A 14,167-nucleotide genomic window follows, 5' to 3' on the forward strand; every position below is an offset into this window, starting at 1 on the left:
CGGTCCTGGGGAAGCTCGGCGACCGCGGGACGGGAGAAGGAATCGGTCGCCGAGTCGTAGACCCAACTCGCTCCGACGCTGGTGGCCAGGTACTCGTCCGGCCGCTCGGCGCCGATCTCGGCCTGCGGGTGGCGCGGCAGGACCCACGTCTTCATGAGGACGAGGTAGACGGCGAAGGCGACCGGGAAGCCGATGATGTAGGCGTACTCGGGCTGCCAGAGCGCGATCGCGGAGGCGGAGAACCAGGCGATGAGCGCCGCCGGGTTGAACCCGCGGTCGTACCGGTACTGCCCGTCGGGGCGGTACAGGTCGGGCACGTTGATCCGGCGCCGGCGCAGCACGTAGTAGTCGGCGATCATGATCCCGGCGATGGCGGCGATGAACCCGCCGTAGTAGCTCAGGAAGGTGAACAGGTTGTCCAGCAGCAGCCACGGCATCACCGCGGTGCCGACGACGCCCGCCAGGACCACCCCCATCCGGTAGGACAGCCGGGGCGCGAACGCGTTGACGAAGTTCAGCGCCGCCGGGACCACGTTGGCGGCGGTGTTGGTGGACCACTGGGCGAGCAGCACCATCACCAGCAGCACCCCGAGCACGGCCCCCGTGCTCTGCTCGCGGATGACGTCGATGGGGTTCCAGTTGCCGGTGATGATGAAGGAGACCGCGCCGATGAAGGCGATCCAGGTCTGCATCGCCGGGAGCACCGCGAACTGGGCGACGATGACGTTGCGGTTGCGGCCCAGGAAGCCGCGCCGCCCGGGGGAGGTGGCGACGAACCGGGTGATGTTGGGGATGTCCACCGCCAGCGGCGCCCACACCACCATGTTCACCAGGAACAGGGCGATCAGGGTGGTGTCGCCTTCGCCGGCGAACGTCCAGATGTTGGTCCCCTCCAGCTCGGCCACGCCGTCCAGGGTCAGGTACATCCACAGCGAGATGGCCAGGATGCAGGGGGCGGCCAGGGAGGCCAGCCGCTCCACCGCCTTGATGCCCAGCGCCACGTTGACCACCTGCACGGCCAGGAACACCGCGTACCACAGCGGCCAGAAGGCGAACCCGGTCCAGTACTCGACCAGCCCGTTGATGGCCAGGGCGCCCAGGTAGGTCTGGATGCCGAACCAGCAGGCGGCGACGAGGCCGCGGGAGACCGACGGGAAGTGGGTGCCGACGGTGCCGAACGGGGCGCGCAGGTAGACGGCGAAGGAGAGCCCGTGCTCGGTGCCGATGTCGGCGGTCAGGGTCATCACGATGGCCAGCGCGGCGGTCGCGGCGAAGACCACCGCCATCACCTGGGCCAGCGGTACCCCGCCCTCGACGCCGTTGGCGCCGTACTGGAAGGTCACGATGACCACCGCCAGGCCCACCCAGATCCAGGCGAACCCCCACACCGAGATGGGGCGCTGGGTCAGCCAGGTGGGCAGGATGGAGTCTTCGAGCAGGTGGTTCACGCGGCCGTGGCCGCTGTGCGGGGTGTCGCCGTCGGGTGCGGGACCGCCGTCCGGCGGCGGGGCGCCGCCGGTGCGGCTGCCAGGGACCGGCGCTTCCATGGGGGATCCTCGCAATCTCCGGGCGGGCCGGGGCTATCGCGTGCGTGCGGGGCAGGAGGCGGACAGGCCGTCGGCGGCATCGGCGGCGGCGGGGTCGGACGCGGGGCGACCGGTGGCGCGGTCGGCACCGCGGTGCGTGCCGCGGGCGGCGCCGTCCAGGGCGGCGCTCAGCGGCCAGTGGGTGACCTCCTTGGGCAGGGGCGGCGCATAGGCGCCCCTGCGGCCGGTGGACAGGCCCAGCCCGACGAGGGATTCGGCCAGGGCGACCCCGGCGGCCACGCCGTCGACCACCGGGACACCGGTGGCCTCGCGCACGGCCTCGGCGAGGCCGGCCATTCCGGCGCAGCCGAGGACGATGCTGTCCGCGCCGTCCTCCTCGACGGCGCGTTCGGCCTGGGCGGCGATGGCGCGCAGTGCGGCGCCGTGGTCGCGCTCCAGCTCCAGTACGGCCAGACCGCTGGCGCGCACCGAGGCGCACCGCGTGTCCAGTCCGGCCAGGCGGAGCCGGGCGCGGATCTGCGGGACCGTGCGCCGCAGGCTGGTGACCACCGAGTACTCCCCGCCCACCAGGCAGGCGAGCTGGGCGGCGGCCTCGGTGATGTCGACGACGGGGACCGGGCACAGCTCCTGCAGGCCCTCCCGGCCGTGCTCGCCGAACCCGGCCTGCACGACCGCGTCGTAGGGGCCGTCGTAGGAGGCGACCCGGTCCATCACCGCCACGGCCGACAGGTAGCTCTCGAAGTTCCCCTCGACCGACTCGGGGCCGAAGCGGGGGGTCAGCGCAACGACCTCGGTCCCCGGGCGGGCGGCGGCCCGGGCCTCGTCGGCCAGGGCGCGGGTCACGCGCTCGGAGGTGTTGACGTTGACCAGCAGGATGCGCATGGGGTCCTTCCGTCCGGGGCAGGGCGGCCTGTACTGGGCGGACGGGCGGGGCATGTGACCCCCGCCACGTGATGTGAAGCTATAACTTCACGAGTTATAAAGCAATAGCTTCACGTGAACGACATCTATACTTAACAGCGCCATGGACGACTCCCCGGAAGCCCCCAACGCCGCCACGGCCCTCGCCCGCGCGGGATTCGACGAGCAGCGCTTCGGCGAACGGATCCGCGAACTGCGCACCGGCCGCGGCCTGTCCCTGCGTGAACTGGCCGAGCGGCTCGGCGTCAGCGCCAGCGCCCTCTCCCAGATCGAGCGGGGCAAGATGCGCCCGTCGGTCACCCGGCTGTACCAGATCCTCACCGAGCTCGACGCCCCCATGTCCTCGGCCTTCGGCGAGGAGCCGGCGGAGGCCGAGGACGGCGGCACCGCCGCGCCCGGCTTCCCGCAGTTCCCCGAGGACCCCGGCGGCGCCGGTGCCCCCGACGGGGTGCGGCTCATCCGGCGGGACGAGGCCGCCACCCTGGAGCTGGACCACGGGGTGCGGTACCGGCGGCTGTCCCCCGCGGGCGTGCCCGGACTGAACTATTTCGAGTCGGTGTACCCGCCCGGGGCGTTCTCCAGCCAGAACGCCGAGTACGTGCGCCACCGCGGCCAGGAGATCGGCAACGTGGTCAGCGGCGTGCTCACCGTGGACGTGGGCTTCGAGACGCACGAGCTGCGTCCGGGCGACTCGATCATGTACCCGTCCACGACGCCGCACCGGATCTCCAACCAGGGCGCCGAGACGGCCGTGGCCATCTGGCTCAACATCGGCTGACCCCGCCCGCGCCGCCGCCCCTCCCTTCCTCCCCCCTCCTGAACAGGAAGGAGGGCGGCGCCCCGCGTGCTGGGAGGGGTTGAGGCACGCGGAACACCGCCCTCGGGCGAGAGGGGCCGGAGGGGACGGCCCCTTCTCGCGGCCGCCCTAGAGGGCGAAGCCCAGGACCCGGCCGGCGATCGTGTACATCACCAGCATGACCAGCGCGAGGGCGATCACGTTGAGCACGGCGCCGCCGCGCATCATCTGGCGGATGGTCACGTGGCCGGAGCCGAACACGATCGCGTTGGGCGGGGTGGCCACCGGGAGCATGAAGGCCAGCGACGCGGCCAGCACCGCCGGGACGATCAGGGTCATCACGTCGGCGCCCACCCCGGCCGCCACCCCGGCCATCACCGGGACGAAGGTCGCGGCGGTGGCGGTGTTGCTGGTCAGCTCGGTCAGCAGCAGCACCACGGCGGCCACGATGAGCACCAGCACCCACAGCGGCACCGGGATGCCGCCGACCTGTTCGCCGATCCAGCCGCTCAGGCCGCTCTCGTCGAACCGCTTGGCCAGGCTCAGCCCGCCGCCGAACAGCAGCAGGATGCCCCAGGGCAGCTGCGCGGCGGTCGGCCAGTCGAGCAGCCGGGAGCCGTCGCCCCTGCCCGCGGGGACGATGAAGAGCAGCACCGCCACGGTCATGGCGATCCCGGCGTCGCTGATCGAGCCCAGCCACGGGGCCGCCTCGCCGACGGGCGAGTCGGCCAGCAGCGGGATCCCGATCCAGGAGGCGGCGGCCAGCAGGAACGCCGCCAGCACCATCTTCTCCTGGAGCGACATGGGGCCCATCGCCCGCAGCTCGCCGCGGATCAGCTCGCGGCCGCCCTCCAGCTCCTTGATCGCGGGCGGGAACACCAGGCGGGTCAGCACCAGCCACGCCAGCACCAGGAAGACCGCGGCCAGCGGCAGGCCGACCAGCATCCACTGGCCGAAGCCGACCTGGATGCCGTGGTTCTCGGCCAGGTAGCCGGCCATGAACGCGTTGGGCGGGGTGCCGATGAGGGTGGCCACCGAGCCGATGGAGGCCGAGTAGGCGATGCCGAGCATCAGCGCGGTCGCGAAGTTGGGGTCGGTGCGCCCGTCGCGCAGCTGCGCCACCATGCCGATCACGGCCACGCCGATCGGCAGCATCATGACGGTGGTGGAGGTGTTGCTGACCCACATCGTGATGAAGCCGGTGGCCAGCATGAACCCGGCGATGAGCAGGGTCGGGCTGCTGCCCATCGCGGCGACGATGCCCAGCGCGATCCGCCGGTGCAGGTTCCACTTCTGCATGGCCAGGGCGAGCATGAACCCGCCCATGAACAGGAAGATGATGTGGCTGGCGTAGGGGGCGGCGACGTCGCCGATGTCCGCGCCGGCCAGCACCGGGAACAGCGCCAGGGGCACCAGTGCGGTGGCGGCCAGCGGGATCGCCTCGGTGGCCCACCACACGGCCATCAGCCCGGCGATGCCGGCGGTCACCTTGCCCTCGGCGGGCAGCGAGTCCGGCAGCAGCAGGATGAGCAGGCCCATCACCGCCAGGCCGGTGACCAGGCCGATGGCCTTGGTGGTGAACGAATCGCCGTTGGCCGCCGCCCCGGTGTCCCCGCCGGTGCTCCCGGCGTCCGTGGGCGCGGGGGCGTCAGGGGTGCCGGATCCCTGGCCGCTCGACATGGGGGTGCCTCCTCGGAACGCGGGGCAGGGGTCGTGCGGGATGCCCGGTGGCCGCGGGCGATGCCCCGCAGTCTCCGCGGTCACACGGTGAGCCTGGTCACTGTGGCGGGGGACACGCAAACATCGGGGAAAAACTTGGGATTCCTCTGACATTGCCCCGGCCATCCGTGTTCGTCCGGAAGCGCACGGTGAGCGTGTGCGGTCCGGCGCGGGCGCGCCGGGCGGGGTGTCTATCCTGCCCACATGGGGACCGAACGGGGGGCGACCGGGCGGCGCGAGGTGCTGCGCGGCGCCTTTGCGGTGCTGGCGGCGGGGGGGCTGGGCACGGNAGGGCTGCTCCGGCCCGGACCCCGACCCCTACCCGCGCCTGGTGCTGGCCACCGGCCCACCCGGCGCCGTCTACCGCGAGATCGGCGGCGCGCTGGCCGGAGAGCTGCGCACCGCCCTGCCGGGCACCGAGGTGGAGGTGCGGGGCACCCGCGCCTCGACGGAGAACATGCGGCTGCTGGGGGAGGGGGCCGCGCAGATCGCGCCGGTCAGCCTCGACTCCGTGCCCGGGGACGCCGAGGGGATGGCGGCGCTGTGCCGCCTCTACGACAGCTACCTGCACCTGATGGTCCCGGACGGCTCCGACATCGGCGGCCTGGCCGACCTGGAGGGGGAGAGGGTCTCCTTCGGGGCCGCCGACTCGGGCACCGAGTACACGGTGCGCAGGCTGGTCGAGGCGACCGGGGTGCACCCGGACGGCGTGCTGATGAACCAGGCCGAGTCGGCGCCGGCGCTGGAGGAGGGGCGGATCGCCGCGATGTTCTCGCTGACCGGCATCCCGACCCCGGCCATCACCGACCTGGCCGGACGCTTCCGCCTGCGCGCGGTGGACCTGGGCGGGGCGGCCGACCTGATGGCCGGGGAGGAGCCGGGGGTGTACCTGCCCGCGGTGCTCCCGGCGAGCGGCTACGAGGGGGTGGCGGCGACACCGACCCTGACCGTGCCGAACATCCTGCTGGCCCGCACGGACGTGCCCGACGACGTGGCGGCGGCGGTCACCGCGACGGTGTTCACCCGATCCTCGGAACTGGCCGCCCGCCGCCCGGAGGCGGCCCAGATCAACATCCGCACGGGCATCGCGACCGGGGACATCCCCCTGCACCCCGGGGCCGCGCGCTGGTTCCGCGAACAGAAGCTCTGAGCGGGATCTGCGCGGACACGGTCGCGGGCGGCGGGTGCCCCGCTCAGGCCTGCGGGAGGCGTACCTCGACGTCGAGGCCGAAGCCGCCGTCGGGGCGGGGCAGGCCCGGCAGCAGGCGCAGCGAGCCGCCGGACGACTCCACCAGGTCGGCGCAGATGGCCAGGCCCAGCCCCGTGCCCTCCACGTTCTGGTGGCGTGGGCCCCGCCAGAAGCGCTGCAGGGCCTTCCGGCGCTCCTCCGGGGCGAGGCCGGTGCCGTCGTCGGCCACGTGCAGCACCACCGCCCCGCGGGCGCCGTCGGCGCGGGCCCCGGCCCCGCGGTCCCCGCCGGCGACCCCGCGGCCGACCGTGTCGGCCCCGTCGCGCCCGTCCCCCTCGGAGGCGGTCAGGCGGATCCTGCTGCCGCCGGACAACCGGATCGCGTTGCTCATCAGCTCGTCGAGCACACTGCCCAACCCGCCCGGGGGCGCCAGCGCGCGCAGCCCCTCGGGGACGCGGGTCTCCAGGGCGATGCCCTCCACCTCGGCCAGCGCCCGCCACCGCGTCAGCCGGGTCGCCAGCACCTCGTCCAGCTCGACCGGCTCGGACGCGCGGAAGCTCTCCATCCGGGTCGCCGCCGTCAGCGAGTTCAGCAGCCGGTGCATCGCCTTGGCCTCTTCGACCGCGTCGGCGTGCGCCTGGCGCGCCTCCTCGCCGCTCACGTGCGGCTCCAGGTTCTCCACCGCCAGCCGCAGGCTCGCCAGCGGGTTGCGCAGCTGGTGCGAGGCGTCGGAGACGAACGCCCGCTGCCGGTGCAGCGCACGCTCCACCGCGTCCACCATGGCGTTGAACGACGCCGCCAGGCGGCGCAGCTCCGGCGGCCCGCCGACCCGGTCGGCGCGCACCGACAGGTCGCCCTCGGAGATCGCCGCGGTCGCCTCGTCCAGCCGCCGCACCGGGCGCAGCACCCACCGCGAGAGCGGCCAGGCCACCGCCGACAGCACCCCCAGCGGCACCATGGACAGCGCGCCCAGCAGCGCCCACGAGCCCAGGATCCGCTCCCGCAGCTCCTCCGTGGGCGCGGAGATCAGCACCGCCCCCTCCACGCCGCTGTCCCGGCCGATCGGCTCGGCGATCACCAGGTCCGCCCCGGACCACGGCCACACCGCCGTCGGGGGCGCCGGCCGGAACCCGCCCAGGGCCCGCCGGGCCTCCTCCTGCCCCTGCGCCGTGCGCGCCGCCTCCGGGGACGAGGCCAGCACCGGCCGCCCCGACGGGTCGACCACCGCCACCCGGGCGCCGTACAGCTCCTCATACCGCTCCAGCTCCCCGCGCAGCCCCTCCAGCCGTCCCGTGCGCAGCGCGGTCGAGCCCAGCGACGCGAACCGGCCCGCGTCGTTGAGCCGGTCCACATACACCTCCTGGGTCTGCCGCTGTGCGGTGACCGCGCCCAGCGGCACCGCCAGCGACGCGGTGATCAGGAAGGCGATCGGCACCAGCAGGGCCAGCAGGCGGCGCAGCACGGCGCGGCCCCGCTCAGTCGCCCTCGCCGGCGGCGGCCAGCCGGTAGCCGACCCCGCGCACGGTGCGGATCAGCACCGCCCCGGCGAGCTTGTTCCGCAGCGCGGCGATGTGCGTGTCCAGGGTGCGCGAGGACGACTCCCAGGCGGTGCCCCACACCTGGTCGAGGATGGCGTCCCGGCCCACCACCGCCGGGGCCCGCGCGGTCAGCAGCGCGAGCACGTCGAACTCCTTGCGGGTGAGCGGGAGCGGCGCGCCGTCCAGTTCGGCGCGGCGCAGCCCCGGGTCCACGGCGAGCGCCCCGACCCGCAGCGGGGCGTCGGGCGGTGCGGCGGCCCGCTCGGCCCGGGTGCGGCGCAGGACCGCCTCCACCCGGGCGAGCAGTTCGGCGATGCCGAAGGGCTTGACCACGTAGTCGTCGGCGCCGGCGCGCAGGCCGCGCACCCGTTCGCGCTCCTCGGCGCGGGCGGTGACGGCGATGATCGCCGTGCCGGGCCGCTCGCGCAGCCGCCGCAGCAGGTCGATGCCGTCGGCGTCGGGCAGCCCGAGGTCGAGGAGGACGACGTCGGCGGGGCCCGCCTCCAGCGCGCGCTGGGCCGTCGCCGCGCGCTCGACGTCGTACCGGGCGTTGCGCAGCGCCGTCACCAGCCCGCGCGCGACCCGGTCGTCGTCCTCGACCACGAGTATGCGCATCGCCGACCATCGTAGGGCCGTTCCCGGGGAGCGGCCCCTGTTCGGCCCGGTCAGCTCCAGTGGCGGCGCATCGTCCAGTCCTCGGTGGCGTGGTCGACCGAGATGTCGGCGATGCTGGGCTCGCCCTGATCGGACTCGGCGGCGACGCGGACGAGGTCGACCTCGCCCTCCCAGTGGCCGATGACGCGCTGAACCCGGTAGAGGCGCCCCCGCCAGGCGAAGAGCGAGGGGCGGCCGGAAGAGGTCGTGCGGACGTCGATCCGTTCGTTGAAGAGACTCACCGGGGCAGAGTATCGAACGGGTGTTCGCATTCGCAGTGCTCCGCGCCGGTGCTCACCCTAGGGGCAACGGCCCGGCGAACGCGCCGGTGCGGACGGAGGCGGGGCGCCGGCGGCGATATCGGCGCTGCTCGGCGACGCACGAACCGATCCGGAACGATGGCGTCCCGGGCGTGTCGCGGCAGAGGGCTCCGGGCGTTTCAGTCCAGCGGCACCCGGAACTCGGAGGACTCCAAGGAGCACCCGAACGGCTCGGGCAGCTCGATCGGCTTCCCCCACTCGACGGTCGTACGGGCGTCGTAGTCGCCGTCGCGGGGCGAGGAGAAGAGGGAGATGGATGAGCCGCGTGTGTCGTAGCCGTCGATGAGCAGGTAGAGCGGGACCCCGGCTCCTGCGTACTCGTACCGTTTGGCGGTGCGGTCATCGTCGGCGTTGCTCTTGGAGGCGATCTCGACGACGAGCAGGACCTCCGCTGGGTCGACACCCTCCCCGCGCCTCTGGGGGAGCGCGCTCCGGGGGAAGACCATGAGGTCGGGTGCGCGCATTCGTTCCTGGTCGGGGATGGCGACAGGGGTTCCCTGATGGATGGCGATGTGCCTGGGAAGCACGTCGTGGAGCTGGGCGCTGATGAGAGCGGCTATGTCGTTGTGCGCGGGGGCGGGTGGGGGGACCAAGACGATTCCTGCCTCACGGATCTCAGCCCGCCAACCGTCGGGCATGTCGATTTCCTGCCAGGTGCGCAGCAGGAGCTCCCACCGCGACTCGGCACGCGAAGGCGTGGGTGAGGGGGCCTCTTGGGCCTGAGGGGACTCAGGGGGCTCGGGGGTCTTCGCGCGCGGAGCCGTGGTGCGCGGGGACGTCTTCTCGGCCTTCTGCTTCTCGGGCTTCTGCTCGATCACAGCGCTTCCCATGCTGCGCCACCTCCTGAGAAGGGGAGGTAGCAGCGAGTAGTGACGATGTCGGGCGTTTTCCACAGTAGGGGGACCCGTCCCCGCCGGGAAGCAGGACGCGGCGGGCCCGGCGGCCGATGCCTCAGGGTCCGCCCGGTTCGTACCGGCGGAGTTCGGTGGCGAGTTCGTCGAGGAACGCGTCGACCTGGGCGGGGTCGTAGCCGGGGCGCGCGCGTGTGGTCGAGAAGCGCACCCGCTCCACGTCGGCGGCGGTGAGCAGGGCCCGGTCCGGTCGGCCGTCGATCAGCGCCCCCAGCGTGACCTCGGCGCTGTCCAGGAAGGCGTCCACCTCGTCCTCGTTGTAGCCCGTGGTCAGGCGCGTGGTGGCGAACCTCTTGTTCCGCACCTGCTCGGGCGTCATCGCCCCCTGTGGCGCCCCGTGCGGGGCCTGAGGGGCGCCGCCGACACCGGCCCCGACACCGTCGGGACGCGGCGGCTCCGGCGGCGCGATCGGCGCACCCGCGTCCACCGGGGCGGCCATCTGGCCCGCGCCGGGCCGCGGCATGTCGCCCGGCCGCGCCAGCCCTCCCGCGCGCAGTTCGGCCACGACCCGGTCGAGGAAGTCGTCGACCTCGTCCTCCTTGTAGCCGGGCGTCAGCCGGGTGCCGCGGAAGACCGACTCCTCCACCTCCGAGGCGGTGATCACCGGCTCCTCGGCGCGGCCGCGCTGCAGCGCGGCGAAGGCTTCCTCGATCCGGTCCAGGAGGCGGTCGACGTCGTCCTCGTTGTATCCGGGGCGCAGGCGCACCAGGGTGAAGCGCTTGTTCCTGATGTCGGCGGGTGTCAGAGGCATGCACCCATTGTGCCGACCCACCGGTAGGTTCGCCCGCTCCGCCCCGGGGAGTGCGGTGCCGAGCGGCTGCTCAGCGGCCCTGCAGGCGGTCCGCGGCGGCCGCGAGGTAGGCGTCCACCTGTCCGCGGTGGTAGCCGCGCAGGGCCACGCCGAGGCGGGGCGCGGCCAGCTCCTCGGCGGTCAGTGCGGGGTCGCTCCGGAGGTAGCGCTCGATGAGCTCCTGCACCGGGATGCGGTCGTATCCGCGCAGGACGATGTCGAACTCGGGCGCCTCCCCGGGATCGGCGGCCTCCGCGCCGCCGGACCCGTCGGAGGCCCCGCCGGACCCGTCGGGGGCGTCGGGGGCGCCGCCCTCCAGGCGGGCCGCGGCCTGCTCGGTGAAGGCGTCGACCTGCGCCCGGTCATAGCCGCGGAGGGCGACCTCGAACGAGGCGCCGCGCAGCTCCTGTGCGGTCACCGCCGGGCCGCCGGACCACAGGCGGTCGACGAGCGCGTCGACCTGGCCGCGCTCGTAGCCGCGGAGCGCGACGTCGAAGGAGGGGCGCTCGGGCCCGAAGAGCCGGGAGAGCTGAGGGGGAAGATCGGACATGCACCGAATCATGCCGGATCATGCCGGATCGCGGGAGTCCGGATCGCGGGAGGGGGCACCGGCCGCCGGGCGGCCGGTGCCCGGCCACGGCCCCCTGTGGCTCACCCCTCCTCGGCGAGCAGGAACGCGGCGACCGCGTCCGCCGCGACCGCCGCGGCGTCCTCCCGCCACTGCGCGTCCTCCAGCAGCTCGGCGTCGTCGGCGTTGCGCATGTTGCCCGCCTCCAGGAACACCTTCGGCACGTCCGACATGTTCAACCCGCCCAGGTCGGTGCGCTCGTCCAGGCCGTCCTCGGCGATGTAGTCGGCGATCGGCACGCCCGAGTCCGCCTCGAAGGTGTCGCGCAGCTCCTCGGCCAGGCGCATCGACGGCCCGACGATGTCGTCGGTGAAGCCGTCCAGCTCGCCGGGCGCGATCACGTGGAAGCCGCGGCCGCTCTCCGGGCCGCCGTCGGCGTGCACCGACACGGCCGCGTCGGCACCGGCCTCGTTGCCGATCTCCGCGCGCTCGTCGATGCACGGCCCGACCCCGTCGTCGTCCTCGCGGGTGAGCACCACCTCGGCTCCGCGCTCCTCCAGCTCGTCGCGCATGTGCAGGGAGAAGTCCAGGGTGAAGGCGTGCTCCTCGTAGCCGCTTTCGCCCTCGGCCCCGACGGTGTCGCACTCCTTGTCGTTCGGCCCGGCGGGGACCTGGCGGGAGATCTCCTCCGAGGCGTCGGCGTTGCCGCCGTTGTGCCCGGGGTCGATCACCACGGTGAAGCCGCTGAGGGGCCCGTCGCCGCCGGCGTCGCCGGAATCGCCGCCGGTGCCGCCACCGGTGCCGCCGTCGGCGTCCGCGTCCCCGGAGCCGCCGTCCTGCGCGCCGCCGTCCCCGCCGTCCTGCGCCGTGCCGTCGGGGCGCGCCCCCGCGTGCGGGCGCGGTTCGGCGCCGTCGGCGGCCGTGGTGCACCCGGCGAGCGGGACGAGCAGTGCGGCGGCGATGGCGGTGGGGCCGAACGGGCGCAAGTGGGGCATTGGGCCAACGTAACGCGTGCCGGACGGTTCCGGGGGAACAGAGTCCGCCCCGTTCGCGTCATATCGTGAGAAGAGGGTCGGGACGCCCCCAGCCCTGAGAACGACCGAGGGGGTCGGATGCGCAGATCGAACCGCGCCGCCGCGGGCGCCGCCGCCTGGCAGGTGGTCCACGAGGGGATCGAGCCCGGGAAGCCGACGCTGTGGGCACGCGCCGGGGCGGTGCCCCGGATGCTGGGCGCCCGGATCGCCGGGCGCTACACGGGGATGCCCGTCTCCCGCGTGCTGATGTTCGCGGCGGCGCTCGTGTACGTCGTCAGCCCCGTCGACCTCGTCCCCGAGCTGTTCATCCCGCTGTTCGGCCTCGCCGACGACGCCTTCGTCGCGGTGTGGCTGGCCGCCGGGCTGATGGGCGAGACCGAGCGCTTCCTGGAATGGGAGCGCCGAGAGGGGCACGAGTACGTCCAAGGGCGGGTCGTGGGCTGAGCGCCCGCCGCCCCGGAGCGGCCCCCGCCCAGGTCACGGGCGGGGGCCGCAGTGCGTCCGGGCGGGGAGTGGGCCCCCGGGCGGAGGGCGGCGCGGGCCAGGAGCGTAATGTTGGTAGTTGCAAATGATTCGCAACTAGTGGGGAACAATGATCCGCTCGCGTTCTCTTGCCGCCGTCGGCGCGGCCGTGGCCCTCATCGCCGCGGGATGCTCCGCGCAGGGCGGCGCCGACGACGGCGACACGCTCACCTACGCCCTGGGCGACGAGCCCGACGCGTTCAACCCGGCCCTCGTCGACGAGCACCTGGACCCGGTCACCGAGATGGTCTTCCGCGGCCTGACCGCCCACGACGCCGACAACGAGGTCGTCCCGGCGCTGGCCGAGAGCTGGGAGATCAGCGACGACGAGCGGACCTACACCTTCTCCCTGCGCGACGGGGTCACCTGGCACGACGGCGAGCCCTTCACCGCCGCCGACGTGGTGTTCACCATCGAGGCGGTGCGCGACGGCGACCTGCCCACCAGCAACAAGTACGCCGACGTCGAGGACGTGCGGGCCGAGGGCGGGGACACCGTGGTGGTGGAGCTCAGCGAGCCCGCCCCGGCGCTGCTGGACAACCTGTCCAACGGCATCCTCCCCGAGCACCTGCTCGCCGATAAGGGCATCGACGACCCCGGCTTCGGGGAGAACCCGGTCGGCACCGGCCCGTTCGAGCTCGACGAGTGGAAGCACGGCGAGTACGCGACCCTGAGCGCCTTCGACGGCTTCTACGGGGGCGCACCCGGCCTGGACGGCGTCACCATCGCCTACGTCCCCGACGCGGCCGCCCGGCTCATCCGCCTGCAGAACGGCGAGGTCGACGCCGCCTACCTGGAGCCCAGCCAGGCCGACGGCTTCGACGTGGACGGCTACCGGGCCGAGCGCTTCCCCACCGCCGACTACCGGGGGATCCTCTTCAACATGGCGGACGACCGGTTCGCCGACCCCGGGCCGCGCACCGCCATGAACTACGCGGTCGACCGGGACGCGGTCATCGACAGCGTCCTGCACGGCTTCGGCTCCCCGGCCGACGGCCCCCTGGACAAGAGCGGCTACGACAGCGACGCCGCCGAGTACTCCTTCGACCCCGGCCGGGTGGAGGAGATCATGGAGGACGACGGCTATGAGCTCAACGGCGACGGCGTCTGGGAGAAGGACGGCGAGCCCTACGCCTTCGACCTGACCACCTTCGCCGAGGACGGCGTGCGCGCCTCCATGATCGAGGTCCTCGCCACCCAGCTGCGCGAGCAGGGCTTCGACGTCACCGCCGACCCGCAGCCGCGCGACGCCGTCACGTGGGACGAGCTGGACGCCTTCCTCATCGGCTGGGGCACCCCCTACGACCCGGACACCTCCCTCTTCGGACCCTTCCACTCCAGCGAGGCCCTGGCCGAGGGCGGCTCCAACTACGGGAGCTACGCCGACGACGACGCCGACGCAGCCCTGGAGGCCGGGCGGAGCACCAACGACGAGGACGAGCGCGCGGACGCCTACGCCGACTTCCAGGAGGCGATCGCCGAGGACCCGCCCTACGTCTTCGTCTCCTACCTGGACGCCGTGAACGCCGTGCCCGAGAACCTGGAGGGCCCGAAGGAGCGCACGCTGGCCCACCACGGCTACGGCTTCTTCTGGAACGCGGAGGAGTGGAGCTACTTTTCCTGAGGCCCGTCGGCGGAGGGCCCCTGACGGAGGCCCT

The 14,167-nt window shown here is 73.6% G+C and carries 14 protein-coding genes; 4 read left to right on the plus strand and 10 right to left on the minus strand.

Going from position 1 to position 14,167, the window contains the following annotated elements; genetic code table 11:
- Together D476_RS34140 and D476_RS0122105 are read right to left on the minus strand one after the other, a co-directional pair.
- The coding region (locus tag D476_RS34140) for an NCS1 family transporter (RefSeq protein ID WP_017626099.1) at positions 1-1,547 on the minus strand (1,547 nt) is incomplete at its 3' end.
- A gap of 33 nt (positions 1,548-1,580) precedes the next feature.
- The gene (locus D476_RS0122105; protein WP_017626100.1) at positions 1,581-2,429 is read right to left on the minus strand and encodes an aspartate/glutamate racemase family protein; all 849 of its coding nucleotides are present in this window, start codon (positions 2,427-2,429) and stop codon (positions 1,581-1,583) included.
- Between the two features lie 142 nt (positions 2,430-2,571).
- Between D476_RS0122105 and D476_RS0122110 the strand changes: the two genes are divergently transcribed.
- Positions 2,572-3,246, plus strand: a complete 675-nt coding sequence (locus D476_RS0122110; RefSeq protein WP_017626101.1) for a helix-turn-helix domain-containing protein — start codon at positions 2,572-2,574, stop codon at positions 3,244-3,246.
- A gap of 147 nt (positions 3,247-3,393) precedes the next feature.
- Here the strand turns inward: D476_RS0122110 and D476_RS0122115 are convergent, their stop codons facing one another.
- Positions 3,394-4,944 (minus strand): SLC13 family permease, encoded by a 1,551-nt coding sequence (locus tag D476_RS0122115; protein WP_017626102.1) that lies wholly within the window; start codon positions 4,942-4,944, stop codon positions 3,394-3,396.
- Positions 4,945-5,314: 370 nt separating this feature from the next.
- On the opposite strand from D476_RS0122115, the gene D476_RS34145 reads away from it, so the two are divergent.
- A complete protein-coding gene (locus tag D476_RS34145; protein ID WP_239648793.1) occupies positions 5,315-6,133 on the plus strand; it encodes a TAXI family TRAP transporter solute-binding subunit in 819 nt (272 codons plus the stop codon).
- A 43-nt stretch (positions 6,134-6,176) separates the two neighbouring features.
- Here D476_RS34145 and D476_RS0122125 read toward each other — a convergent pair whose 3' ends face one another.
- The 7 genes from D476_RS0122125 to D476_RS0122155 all read right to left on the minus strand — a co-directional run bounded on the left by D476_RS0122125 (position 6,177) and on the right by D476_RS0122155 (position 11,948).
- A complete protein-coding gene (locus D476_RS0122125) occupies positions 6,177-7,634 on the minus strand; it encodes a HAMP domain-containing sensor histidine kinase (protein ID WP_017626104.1) in 1,458 nt (485 codons plus the stop codon).
- A 13-nt stretch (positions 7,635-7,647) separates the two neighbouring features.
- Positions 7,648-8,325: a response regulator transcription factor gene (locus D476_RS0122130; protein WP_017626105.1), complete on the minus strand. Its 678-nt coding sequence runs from the start codon at positions 8,323-8,325 to the stop codon at positions 7,648-7,650.
- A 50-nt stretch (positions 8,326-8,375) separates the two neighbouring features.
- On the minus strand, positions 8,376-8,606 hold the full coding sequence (locus D476_RS0122135; RefSeq protein WP_017626106.1) for a DUF6504 family protein: 231 nt from the start codon (positions 8,604-8,606) through the stop codon (positions 8,376-8,378).
- Between the two features lie 197 nt (positions 8,607-8,803).
- On the minus strand, positions 8,804-9,514 hold the full coding sequence (locus D476_RS34150; RefSeq protein WP_017626107.1) for a Uma2 family endonuclease: 711 nt from the start codon (positions 9,512-9,514) through the stop codon (positions 8,804-8,806).
- A gap of 121 nt (positions 9,515-9,635) precedes the next feature.
- Positions 9,636-10,346 carry a DivIVA domain-containing protein gene (locus D476_RS0122145; RefSeq protein ID WP_017626108.1) on the minus strand — a complete coding sequence of 237 codons (711 nt, stop codon included), beginning with the start codon at positions 10,344-10,346 and terminating at the stop codon, positions 9,636-9,638.
- Positions 10,347-10,416: 70 nt separating this feature from the next.
- Positions 10,417-10,935: a DivIVA domain-containing protein gene (locus tag D476_RS0122150; protein WP_017626109.1), complete on the minus strand. Its 519-nt coding sequence runs from the start codon at positions 10,933-10,935 to the stop codon at positions 10,417-10,419.
- Between the two features lie 101 nt (positions 10,936-11,036).
- Entirely contained in the window at positions 11,037-11,948 is a 912-nt protein-coding gene (locus D476_RS0122155; RefSeq protein ID WP_017626110.1) for an N-acetylmuramoyl-L-alanine amidase, read from the minus strand.
- Positions 11,949-12,065: 117 nt separating this feature from the next.
- Here D476_RS0122155 and D476_RS0122160 point away from each other — a divergent pair, with 117 nt between their 5' ends.
- Positions 12,066-12,431, plus strand: a complete 366-nt coding sequence (locus D476_RS0122160; protein ID WP_017626111.1) for a YkvA family protein — start codon at positions 12,066-12,068, stop codon at positions 12,429-12,431.
- Between the two features lie 148 nt (positions 12,432-12,579).
- Positions 12,580-14,133: an ABC transporter substrate-binding protein gene (locus D476_RS0122165; protein WP_026123747.1), complete on the plus strand. Its 1,554-nt coding sequence runs from the start codon at positions 12,580-12,582 to the stop codon at positions 14,131-14,133.
- The last annotated feature ends 34 nt before the right edge of the window (positions 14,134-14,167 follow it).

Source organism: Nocardiopsis chromatogenes YIM 90109 (assembly GCF_000341185.1).
GTDB lineage: Bacteria > Actinomycetota > Actinomycetes > Streptosporangiales > Streptosporangiaceae > Nocardiopsis_A > Nocardiopsis_A chromatogenes.

Excerpts from the sequence above, each read along its gene's own strand:
- D476_RS0122105 (WP_017626100.1), bottom strand. The coding sequence starts at position 2,429 with ATGCGCATCCTGCTGGTCAACGTCAACACCTCCGAGCGCGTGACCCGC.
- D476_RS0122110 (WP_017626101.1), top strand. The coding sequence starts at position 2,572 with ATGGACGACTCCCCGGAAGCCCCCAACGCCGCCACGGCCCTCGCCCGC.
- D476_RS0122115 (WP_017626102.1), bottom strand. The coding sequence starts at position 4,944 with ATGTCGAGCGGCCAGGGATCCGGCACCCCTGACGCCCCCGCGCCCACG.
- D476_RS0122130 (WP_017626105.1), bottom strand. The coding sequence starts at position 8,325 with ATGCGCATACTCGTGGTCGAGGACGACGACCGGGTCGCGCGCGGGCTG.
- D476_RS34150 (WP_017626107.1), bottom strand. The coding sequence starts at position 9,514 with ATGGGAAGCGCTGTGATCGAGCAGAAGCCCGAGAAGCAGAAGGCCGAG.
- D476_RS0122145 (WP_017626108.1), bottom strand. The coding sequence starts at position 10,346 with ATGCCTCTGACACCCGCCGACATCAGGAACAAGCGCTTCACCCTGGTG.
- D476_RS0122150 (WP_017626109.1), bottom strand. The coding sequence starts at position 10,935 with ATGTCCGATCTTCCCCCTCAGCTCTCCCGGCTCTTCGGGCCCGAGCGC.
- D476_RS0122155 (WP_017626110.1), bottom strand. The coding sequence starts at position 11,948 with ATGCCCCACTTGCGCCCGTTCGGCCCCACCGCCATCGCCGCCGCACTG.
- D476_RS0122160 (WP_017626111.1), top strand. The coding sequence starts at position 12,066 with ATGCGCAGATCGAACCGCGCCGCCGCGGGCGCCGCCGCCTGGCAGGTG.
- D476_RS0122165 (WP_026123747.1), top strand. The coding sequence starts at position 12,580 with ATGATCCGCTCGCGTTCTCTTGCCGCCGTCGGCGCGGCCGTGGCCCTC.